This is a genomic window from Methanosarcina sp. UBA5 (genome assembly GCF_002505485.1).
In the GTDB taxonomy this organism is placed as follows: Archaea; Halobacteriota; Methanosarcinia; order Methanosarcinales; family Methanosarcinaceae; genus Methanosarcina.
Genome location: NZ_DAVG01000064.1, coordinates 1 through 10,788 on the forward strand (window position 1 = coordinate 1; position 10,788 = coordinate 10,788).

The 10,788-nt window shown below is 39.9% G+C and carries 9 protein-coding genes; all 9 read right to left on the bottom strand.

Annotation, left to right across the window (positions count from 1 at the left end; translation table 11 throughout):
- Positions 1 to 342: 342 nt before the first annotated feature.
- The 9 genes from BP621_RS06290 to BP621_RS06330 all read right to left on the bottom strand — a co-directional run bounded on the left by BP621_RS06290 (position 343) and on the right by BP621_RS06330 (position 10,684).
- Entirely contained in the window at positions 343 to 594 is a 252-nt protein-coding gene (locus BP621_RS06290; protein WP_292388579.1) for a hypothetical protein, read from the bottom strand.
- 104 nt (positions 595 to 698) lie between these two features.
- Positions 699 to 974, bottom strand: coding sequence for a hypothetical protein (locus BP621_RS06295; protein WP_292388581.1), 276 nt, complete (start codon positions 972 to 974; stop codon positions 699 to 701).
- 194 nt (positions 975 to 1,168) lie between these two features.
- Entirely contained in the window at positions 1,169 to 2,416 is a 1,248-nt protein-coding gene (locus tag BP621_RS06300) for a hypothetical protein (RefSeq protein WP_292388582.1), read from the bottom strand.
- A 62-nt stretch (positions 2,417 to 2,478) separates the two neighbouring features.
- Positions 2,479 to 4,059: a UvrD-helicase domain-containing protein gene (locus tag BP621_RS06305; protein WP_292388584.1), complete on the bottom strand. Its 1,581-nt coding sequence runs from the start codon at positions 4,057 to 4,059 to the stop codon at positions 2,479 to 2,481.
- 133 nt (positions 4,060 to 4,192) lie between these two features.
- Complete coding sequence (locus BP621_RS06310; RefSeq protein WP_292388585.1) at positions 4,193 to 4,801, bottom strand: hypothetical protein; 609 nt, start codon at positions 4,799 to 4,801, stop codon at positions 4,193 to 4,195.
- A gap of 96 nt (positions 4,802 to 4,897) precedes the next feature.
- Entirely contained in the window at positions 4,898 to 5,089 is a 192-nt protein-coding gene (locus BP621_RS06315) for a hypothetical protein (protein WP_292388587.1), read from the bottom strand.
- Positions 5,086 to 5,295, bottom strand: coding sequence for a hypothetical protein (locus BP621_RS06320; protein ID WP_292388589.1), 210 nt, complete (start codon positions 5,293 to 5,295; stop codon positions 5,086 to 5,088). Before BP621_RS06320 ends, BP621_RS06315 begins: the two co-directional genes overlap by 4 nt.
- Positions 5,296 to 5,760: 465 nt before the next feature.
- The gene (locus BP621_RS06325; protein ID WP_292388590.1) at positions 5,761 to 9,099 is read right to left on the bottom strand and encodes an S-layer protein domain-containing protein; all 3,339 of its coding nucleotides are present in this window, start codon (positions 9,097 to 9,099) and stop codon (positions 5,761 to 5,763) included.
- Between the two features lie 418 nt (positions 9,100 to 9,517).
- Positions 9,518 to 10,684 carry a tyrosine-type recombinase/integrase gene (locus BP621_RS06330; protein ID WP_292388591.1) on the bottom strand — a complete coding sequence of 389 codons (1,167 nt, stop codon included), beginning with the start codon at positions 10,682 to 10,684 and terminating at the stop codon, positions 9,518 to 9,520.
- Positions 10,685 to 10,788 lie beyond the last annotated feature (104 nt).

Below are 10,788 nucleotides of genomic sequence, written 5' to 3' on the forward strand. Positions count from 1 at the left end.
AGGAGCACAGGAGAGAATCCCAGATTCTCCTTCATGATATCTCTTACGTCCTCAGCTGTTGCACCTGCCAAATTCGGAAACTTATAACCACCATTTCTTATGGTTCACATAAAAGTCTCAGATTCAGCCCTGGTTTCCCCTGCGTCCCCACTAGCTGGGAAGTTCAGATAACGTAGCCTTTCTTCCTACTCTTCGGGCTATAACTTTTAATATCTAGCCAAGAAATCCAATTTGCTATTATCCTACTAAAATAAGTTGCAGGAAAGTTCTTGAGTATGTCTGGTGATACGGACATTTAAAATAAGAGATCTTATAACCTCAATAGAACTGATACTAATCGGCTTAATAAAGGCATTTAGCTTTTCTTCTTTTCCCGGCTCTCTCTATTTCTAACTTCAGCTTTTCCCTCTGAATTGGCTCAAATTCGGGATCTCGGCCATTGTCTGGAATAAAAATATGAGGTACACTATCGTTTAATAACTCTTCAGGGATACCCTCATCCACGAAGTAGATAATGACGCTGTCATTCTCCAAAGGCTCAGAATTTAACTTTTTTTCGAGCGTAGCCAACTTATTTTCAATGATCCTTCTCATAAGATCCTCAAACCTGTATTATTTTTTTCAATTCTAAAATTCGTTTTTAGCTCTCGTGGTTTTCAGCACGCTGTAATCTATTTTTGAGAACTTCAACCCAGTTTTTAGTTCTTTTTCTCATTTGCGATTGCTTCCAGATTCTTTAACCTCTCTTCAATCTTGTCGAGCTCTTCATCTTTTAAAATCTGGGCATGTGAGGATATCCCAGCAAATAAAATCCTGTAAAATTTAAGTTCTGTTGAATCAGTCTTTTTCTCCCGAAAACGGGAGACTGCGAGCCTATCCGCTATTCTCTGCAGAGCCCATGAAGAAATATTTAGGAGCTCGGCACGGTTTATTTTTTTTGAAAAATAAGGATTTATTATCTCTTCTTGTGTCATTCTAGCACCTTAAAGAGCTTTATTTTCATACTCTTTTGCGGTTAAGTGACTTTCAATAGTAACTATCTTTACGAAAAACTTTTCGAAGCAGGATATCTTGGGTTTAAGATATTTTCCCAGTTTTCTGCTTTATCAAGTAAGTCTCAAGTTTGTATGCCTTTTTTCGCCTTCGTGAGCGAGTTTTTACGGAAGAGTTAAGAGCCTTTATGTTTTAGCCTTTCTTTATTCGCTTTCTTATCGGCATAGTATCTTGGACTTGGAACCTTCACGCAACGCCCATCTGGCTTGCACACTCCAAGATGAAAAATCGAGACACCATTTGGAAATCCAATGTTGTCGGAGGCTCTCATTCTCTTGCAAGTAGGACACTTCATTTTCTTATAATAAGATTCAAAGATATTGGATGTTGGCGCCCTCCACCGTTCTGCAAGTCCATAAAAGATCTTTTTTGCTTCACTTTCTTCGACACCTACCTGCCCCAAGAAAGAGGCAACCAAGGCCAACGCTCTAGTTCTGCCTTCTCCACAAAATGGAAGGCTTAGAATGTTTCTTATGCAGGGTGGCCACATCTCCGAGGAAATGGGAATTTTGGATATCTCAATATCTAGAGCTGTTATTTTCCTGCAATGTTCTCTTTTTTCGTATGCCAATTTCAGGTAGGGTTTCATTACAAAGTTAAGGAAATCCTTCCCGTCATCATAATTGGCATACCAATTTGCAGCGCTATCAATCACTTCTTTTTTTATCGGGAGCTTCGCAGCCTCGAAATCAATTTTGATGTTTTGCGGGTCAAGTGGAATTACGGCATAATCGTACTTCCGGTGAACGCTGAAAATACATTTAAACACTCTCTGAGAGTTGTTAAGCTGATCTGGCTTAACTTTTCCAAAATACTCGGAATGTATCTCAAAAAATCGGTTTTTGAGATCTTCTATCAGGTAGTCAAAAGCATCCAGTAGTACCAAAAGCATGAGGTCCCAGTCTTCAGAGTCCTGAAATTTCTCAAAATATCTGGAGAATACTTGATGGTGGACATAGACATTAATTCCTCCACCGCTGAACAGGACATAAACCGAGTTTGGGATGTACTGCCTCAGTTTGTCAGCGACAAATTGTGCCATCTCCTCCACAGCTTTTTTCACATCAGGTTGGTGAATATCGTAACCGTGACCCTTATCAATATCAACTCCAAAAGTATAGGCGGCGGTGTAAGTCCGGCTTGTTTGAGGGCTATCTTCTTTTCGAATTGCCTGATAATCGATCTGGTATATAGCAGGCTTAAAAAAATTTAAGGTCCAGTACATGGTTCTGAACCTCGATGCAATATAAGTGTAGTCTTCTTCTTTTGACAAATCTAACTTAAACTTAGACTGTCTTTTGTGTCTGTACCAGCCTACCCCGTCACCATTCCCTGCCCTGGATAAAGAATCATCTCGGGTCAACCTCAGTATCGTTTTTTTAATTTCAGGAGTTAGATAGTGTCGGATAATCTCTGGAGAGGTGGCTATGCTACCACCCTCGGCAAACTGTAGTTCTGGCCTTTATCTTTGATAACAAATAACCGTTCTCGTGCCCTTGTTACTCCCACATACCAGACCCGAGCTTCGGCTGCAGATTCTTCTCCGGGTATGAGAAGAGATTTTCTTATCCTCGGAGTGATGGCTGCATGTAAAAAAACGACATCTGCCTCAAGTCCTTTGGCTCCGTGGATGGTCAAAATTTGTATTTTTTTGACTTCCTCTAGAGTTATAACATTTTTCCGGACTCGGAGAGCGTTTTCTATTTTTACCCGTTTTAATTTGCCACATCCTCTCATCTTAGCGGTTGGATTTTTGGACTGCAGGATATTACAGAGCGTAGGAGTCATATATCCCTTAGCAACTGCAAGCTGAAATCTACACGTCGAACTTTCAAAGTACTCTATAAGATTTTCTTTTGAGCCCCAGTATCTGAAAAGTTTTAATTCATAATTTTCTACCAGTGTTTTCAGCTCAGAACCAATCATTGAATCTCCTTTTCTAAATTTAAATATAGTATTGAAAAGGTTTATTTCCTGTTCAGTCCATCCATGGAGTCCACCGAAGACGATTCCTCGTTCTGCAAGATCCATAGCGATTGCATTTGCTTGATAATTGCAGCGTACTAAATGCAGTTCGGATCCTCCAAGTCCAGGAGTTATTTCACTATATCCACAGAAATTAACCGTATCGGGGCTTCCAAGGCCGTTCGATTCTATTCCTGGAGGTTGCATTCCCTCAGATTCCAGAATCTGACACGCCGTTTTCCATGTTGGTTTTGCGAGTCGATAAGATTTTGGTAATATTATTTCTTCAGCGCCCCAATTCCTATAAAAATCGGGCGTTCCTCCCAGATATCCATAAATTGACTGTAAGGGATCCCCGGCTATTATCATAATATCAAGGTTCGGTTCCCACATCTTGACAACTTCTATCTGCTGCCTAGTCAGGTCCTGGACTTCGTCGATCATCAAAATTTGAGTGTCAAGCTCTATTTTCTCGTTCCGGACTTTCTGTATCTGGTCTGAAAAATCAAACTTTTTCTTTTTTTCCTTAAATTCCTCGTAATCGTAGACGAACTTGGGTATTTTTCTAATGGGAATGAGAATGTTTCCTATCCCGGGATATCTGAATGCTTTCTCAACAGGAGTATCCGTGTTTCTCAGCCAGTTATAAAGGTCAAAAGGGTCTCCAGAGTAAACGGTTTCTTCAGCATTTAAATGGTCAGGTCCCAACCTGTATTTCGTATAAGTAGGAAGATACCGAGCATAGCCATATTCTTCGAGAAATTCCCTGATGTCTTTAGGACCTAACAGATTGGGATAACCGGCCAAACGGTTGCAAATTGAATGAAGAGTTCCTACGTGCTGCCTAGTTTCTGTAAAGGGATTTTTCGTGAGGCTACTTGCCTGCTGGATCAGATCATTCGCAGCCGTTTTTCTGAAAGTACTCACGGTTATATCACTAGGCATGTACCCTTCATCTTGGATTAAGTTACCATATATTTTCATCAAATATGCGGTTTTACCGCATCCTGGACCACCCCATATTTTCATACATTTTGCCATAAGAGACTCCCCCAAAAATGACAAGACATTTTATTGTCTTGCCACAGAAAACCGATATCAGTATATTTATCTGGTAAACCGGTAAAGCAAAAATCCGCGATTTTAAAAAATATTACTATTATATGTTTACCAATCACTCAGAATCCCCCCTGAACTCCGCAATTTTAGAGGGGTCGAACCACCAAAAAGAAGGGCGTCTGCCTTCACACCTGATAGTTTTTGTGCCTTGGGCCTTATACCCAAGATCGGTCATTGTACTGCTTAATCTGTTAGGAGCAATTTTAAAGCCGTTCTCGCGTACAATCTCTTCGATCTTGCCAGATACCAGACATAGGCATCCTTCATGCTTCAGTAATATCTGACGACTCACAGCTTCTTCTTTATCTTCGGTTTCTGGAAGCTGCGAAATTTCGCCTATTATCCGGTTCGCATAATAAACATACTCAGACTCTTCTTTTGCTGGAACAATTTCGGCATCTTCACCCATCAGATTTACAAACGTATCCCACTGATCACTCTTGAGTCTGGGAGCAGAAGAGTGAAATTCTTTCAGATACCTCTTTTGAAATGTGTGTGGAGAAGTAAGATTCTCTGCCTCAATTCTTAAAATTTTGCCTGCAATATGGATTTCCCATATTGCAGGATCGCTCGGAATCTTGCCTTCGTAAATTACAACTTTTTCAACGGCATCAAAGAGTTTGGCAAGTGGGCTAGGCTCTTCCTGAAGAGCATCACTCTTCACTCGGGATCTCCCCTAACCCGATGCAGACGTTAAACACGCTCTGGCCGTAACTGTCGGTTCTCTGGGGTATCCTTCGTTCACTTTTCTTTTTTTGTATCAAAGCAAACCCCTATCCCTCTTTACAGCTTCAAGAGTTGTCTCTCCTCTCTTGATAGATTCTTCTATCTGCCGGAAACGTTCCTGTGCCATTTGCTCAATTTTAAGCATTGTCTGGAATGCCTTTGGCATGTGCTCATCCAGCTCGCTATCGATAGATAGCTTTTTATTAGTATCAGGAGTAATATTCAATGATATTCACTTCCATGAATATTATTGGAGCCGGTTGTATCTTGGCGGGTATCACCGGCTACAATTATCAGTTTATTTTCGCTGTCCATTTCGATAATTACAGTTCTCATTTCTGGATTCACAGATTTTATCCAAATCATCGGCAGGGAAATCATTCTGCTGCCGCCTTGCTTTATCAAATTTCTTTTTCCAAATGAAAATATCAATATGACCTCCTTTTATTACAACTAAAGTTCACTATGCAGTTTAATATATATATTACTTGGGTATATTGGGAAAATTAAAACAGTTGTTTAATTCTCTATCTTGTGCTTAAAAATGCAGCAACCTGCGTCTACAGATACATATTTCTGAGGATTAAAAGTAAAAATATAAAATTACTTTCATCATAAATTTTGGACTTGTTTGAGAGGACAGCGGTGCAGGTTTTCTTGTAACTTCTAAGTGACACTATGGAATGAACCATCTCCGCAAAAGGGGATATCCCTTTTCCTGCTTTAAGATTCCAAACTTTAAGCCTATTGTCAGCTTAGCCTGAGATAGCATAATTCCATCAGGAGAATGATATTAGCAAAAATTTAAATTAGTAAAGACAAAAATATGAAAAAATAAGAGAAAGGTTAAGTCCTCACCCTTTGTACTTCACATCAAATCTCTATGTTTCTCCGTCCTTATTTTCTTTTATGCAGAAATACTATAATAAGGCAAACTATCCCACAAACTATTCCAAACCCTTGTATACTTGTAAGATTCCTCTGCTCAGGTTCTTTCCCAACTTCTGGCACTGAGCTGTTTTTCTCAGGATTCTGAGCATCGGCTGCAGGGTTTGTTTCAGCTACTTTTTCTTTCTCTACGGGTCTTCCTGTTATTGCAAAGGATGAGAACTTCGGAGTTTCTGCTGTGAAGTATAAATATTTATTATCTTCGCATAATAATTTCACTGGCATGTACGACCATGTTTTGTCGTTGTACCTGCTGAGCGTGATTGAAGTCTGGTCGATGTTCTTATCCTGCAGCCAAGACTTTTCAACCTTGAAGCACACTACAGGGTTTTCGATATTTTTTGAGGTTACAAATCCTTCATTTCCAACCCATACATTGAAGTATTTGTAGACTTCACCCCCGGGCAGTCCGGAAACCAGAGAAGATTTTCCTTTGAGCTGTTCGGCAATGGTTGTAGTCTTACCCGTGGTCTTCTTTGAATCAAAGCTCACATACACAACACAGGTTACATTCTTTGCGAAATCAAACTGTACAGACTTTCCGTTTGTGATAAATGCCTGTGAAATTTCCTTTACCTGAATATTCTTTGCAGGTTCAGGAGAACCACCTGCACCACTGCCACTGCTTCCACCGCTGCCACTATGGCTGCTTCCACCACTGGAGCTGACAGTTATTGTAGCAGTTTTTGGAGTTGGGGAAGTTCCGTTTACATTGATTGCGGTTAAGCTAACAGTATAGGTTCCTTCGGCAGAATAAGTATGCATTGGATTCTGCTCGGTTGAAGTAGCTCCATCTCCAAAGTTCCAGTTCCTTGATTTTGCGTATTGTGACAGGTCAGTAAACTGGACAGAGAGGGGAGCATACCCACTCGTGACACTGGCGCTGAAGTCTGCAACAGGATAAACTTTAAATTCCTCTGCAACTTCCCCTGTTATTGCAAAGAATGAGAAGCCTGGCGTGTCTGCTATAAAGTAGAGGTATTTGTCATCTTCTTTCAATAGCTCTGCAGATAATTCTGACCATTTTTTATCGTTGTACCTGTTGAGCGTAATCGAATTCTGGTCAATTTTCTTATCCTGCAGCCAGGACTTTTCGACCTTGAAACACACTACTGGATTTTCAATGTTCTTTGCGTTTGCAAACCCACTGTTTCCAACCCAGAGATTGAAATATTTGTAGACCTCTCCCGAGTCCAGAACTGAAACAAGAGTCGATTTTGCTTTGAGCTGCTCGGCAATGACTGTGGTATTTCCTGCGGTCGTCTTTGCATCAAAGCTCACACATACAACGCAGGTTGCATTCTTTGTGAAATCAAACTGTACAGTTTTTCCGTTTGTAATAAAGGCCTGTGAAATTTCCTTTACCTGAACATTTCTTGCAGGTTCGGGTGAGCCTCCTGTACCGCTGTCACCATTACTTCCCCAGTTCTCTCCAATGACTCCCTCAACGTATGGGAAGTACCTGAGCTCATCAGAATCAGCGACCTTGAAATATATTCCCTTGCCTATTTCCTGATCAGAGTTCCTGTTCAGAGTTATGGTATCCTTGTTGGAGATGGTAAGGGTGGAGTCATTGATACTAACATTATTGAATTTGCCGAATTCATCGCTAGTCTGGATTATCACTGGATCTGCATAGTCAATGAGCCAAAGACCATTAATCTGAATAAGGCTCTCGACTGTACCTTGGAAGATTTGGTTGACGTGGACTTTCAGGACAGGAACATTGTCTTCGCCCTGAACACCGTCAACTTCACAGGTCCATGTGCCATCGCCAGAATCAGTCGAGACGATCTGATCATCAATATGTTGTCCATCCTTGCTGAACTCGAGCCAGACTTTCTTACCTTCAGTATCAGTCTGCTTAGCTTCAAGAACATAGCCTTGGCCAAGGTCGACTTTTTCGCCAGTTCTGAAGGTATACTTATCATTACTGTCAACAATAAGCTTGGCAAGCTTGCTAGCATTGTTGGATTTAAGCGGGACATATTGTTCTCCAAAGAAGCCAAGAGCAGGATACGTTCCATTGAAATCTTCAGACTGGTAATCAACGTTACCTATGGTAGTCTTGTAAACGAGACCATCCTTGGGGATCACATTTCCGCTTATACCAGAGACTGCAAGAGACTCTGTCTGGAAGTTATTTTTTAGGTCATAGAGGAAACCTGGAAAGTTGGATGCACCCCATTTAATGTCACCGGTACCGAATGCAACTTGTCCTCTGACTTGGTAGGTTTCGGGATCTGTAATCTGCTTATAGGCATAGAACCTGAGTTCATTTGCAGGTGTGTCAGCGACCTTGAAGTACATTCCCTGGCCAATTTCCACATCAGAGTCTCTTGTCAGATTCAAGATATCGCCGTTAGAGATGGTAAGGGTTGGACCATTGATACCAACATTGTTGAGTTGGCCGAATTTATCATCAGAATTGATCTTTATGGCACTTGCATAGTCAATGAGCCAGAGACCATCAATCTGAACAATCCTGTCGACTTCACCCTGTAAGACCTGATTAACGTGGACTTTCAGGACAGAAACGCCGTTTTCGCCCTGGATGTTGTCAAGTTTACAGGTCCATGTGCCATCGCCATAAGTTGAAATAATCTCATCATCTACATATTGTCCGTTCTTGGTGAATTCGAGCAAGACCTTCTTACCGTCAATATCAATCTGCTTTGCTTCAAGAACGTAGCCCTGACCAAGGTCGAGTTTATCGCCAGTCTTTAAGGTGTACTTATCACTGCTGTCAAGAACCAGTTTGGCGAGCTTGCTAGCGTCAATAGGTTTGATTGGGATGTACACATCTCCGAATAAACCGATAATAGGATATGTGCTCCAACCTCCATACTCGTAGCCAACCTGCTTAATCGTTGTGCTATAGACAAGACTGTTCTTTCCGATAACTCTATCTTTGGTATCCGGAGCTCCCTTGATGGAAATTAATTCAGTTGCCATGTTTTTGTCAAGATCGTAGTAGAGTCCTACAAAATGGTTAGCATCTATTGAAACGGTACCGCCATTCTTGCTGAGAATATCGACAGTATCAGAGCCATCAAACACAGGACCACGGACATAAAAGTTATCATTTATGGGGAAAGCAGTAGTATATGGGTTTTCTATTATTACAGAGGTAGTGTTGGTTTCTGGATTCGAAGGATGTGTATATTGCACTTTGGCCAAAGAATTTTGTATTGAAGCTGCCGATAATGCAGACGATATGAGAATTAAAAATGAAACTAAGGCTATTGAAGCTACAGCTATTGAATGCAATTTTTGTTTATTTTCCATTTGTTTCTCCTTCGCTGTCTACCATTTATTCATCATTAAAAAAATATTAATAATGATTACTGGCTGATAATCCTTAAACCTTTTCTTCCAAGTACCAGCTCCACAAAATATATTAAACTAAGAGAATTTGTTAGGAAAAAGGTTAAATCGAGTAAATTCTTCATAAAATAATAGGAATTAAACAAAGATTTAAAAGAAAAATTTTATGATTTTTTCATAAATTTGGAAATTTAAAAATATTTGAAATTAAAAAATAGCAATTTATTTTTGCAGAGTTGTTCCGAATATACTTAGATTGTTTTCGTATTTTCTAACTTGACTTTGGCTTGCGTTATACGTTCACAAAACAGGCTGACCCTAGTAGCGCTAAAATAAAGGAAAAGAAATAGCTGAAAACTGTATTTCGATTATTTTTTAGTCATTTCATTTTGGACAGGAATTCATTAACTTTTGCTTCGACTAGCTCATTAATTCTTGATTCCAACAGTTTATTCAGACTCTCATCAACAGGTTTTACCTTTTCCCCTAAATCCATAGCTGTCCTCAGAGTTAAAACGGCTCCGCATTTATAGCAGAAAAGATTGTTAGGCGTATTGATACTTTTACATCTGGGGCAAACATTTGTTTTTGGCTTGTTTTCCTCTTCTTTAATTTCAATACCATTCGCTTTCAAAACCGCTTGGTCTACATCCCTACCAGACAAGTGAACATATATGCTAGGCATATTAGAGCCCTGGACCCATCCAAAATGTATATTCATTTGTGCCTCTGTCAAATGGTTTGCCATGTAAGTTGCCCTTGAGTGCCTGAAGAGGTGAGTATGAATCCTTTTCTTAATCCCAGCTGTTTCTGCTATTCTTTGCAGCTGCATCCTTATAGCACCATATTGCATGTTTTCAAGGCCCTTTTTCCTGTGGGACAGGTTGAACCATAAAGGAGCCTCTGGATTATCTCTTTCAGGGTGCTCCTCTAACCAATTCATTAAATATGAGACACTCCATACAGCTCTAACCCTTCTTGGGCCCGTCTTACCATTGACAATTATTACTGCTCCATACTCATCGAATTTGACATGCTTAATTTTTAATGTACCCACTTCGCCAATCCTGGCTCCAATATCCCATAATAAGCCTATCATGGCTTTATCACGGGTATTTGGTGCGGTATTAATCATTTTTATAATCTCTTCTTCTGTTAACATGTCTTCAGGCAGCTTTCTGTCCTTATTTTTAGTACCGGTAGTAAACCATTTAGTAAGTTCAGGCTCATCTCCTTTATATAACCACTTATAAAACTTCTTCAGTGAAATTTTGTAGTCATGTCTCGTTGCTTCACTTTGCGTTTTTTGATTCACTGCAATCAAAAGATTTTCAATATCCGTTTTAGTGACCTTATCAAAATCTTTGTTCATCAGAAGCCCAATACTCTTTAAAGTGGTAATATATTTCAAAACCCGTTGATCTGATAAACCTTCAGTATAACAGCTATGAACGAAGTTTTTAATTAATTTTATATTTTTGTTTGACATCCCAGAGCTAGCTAATGTATCTATTCTTGCCTGTACGTTTATCTTATAGAGCCCCATCTAATTGTCCTCTCCGTACTAATATGTAGTATCTCGTTAATACTTAAAGGTATTTAGTGCATTAAACATTAAGTTGGACGCTCCTAGCAGGCTTGCCACTATGT

What these genes read in the sequence shown, in the direction of transcription:
- BP621_RS06290 (WP_292388579.1), bottom strand. Translation starts at nt 594, where the DNA reads ATGAGAAGGATCATTGAAAATAAGTTGGCTACGCTCGAAAAAAAGTTA.
- BP621_RS06295 (WP_292388581.1), bottom strand. Translation starts at nt 974, where the DNA reads ATGACACAAGAAGAGATAATAAATCCTTATTTTTCAAAAAAAATAAAC.
- BP621_RS06305 (WP_292388584.1), bottom strand. Translation starts at nt 4,059, where the DNA reads ATGGCAAAATGTATGAAAATATGGGGTGGTCCAGGATGCGGTAAAACC.
- BP621_RS06325 (WP_292388590.1), bottom strand. Translation starts at nt 9,099, where the DNA reads ATGGAAAATAAACAAAAATTGCATTCAATAGCTGTAGCTTCAATAGCC.
- BP621_RS06330 (WP_292388591.1), bottom strand. Translation starts at nt 10,684, where the DNA reads ATGGGGCTCTATAAGATAAACGTACAGGCAAGAATAGATACATTAGCT.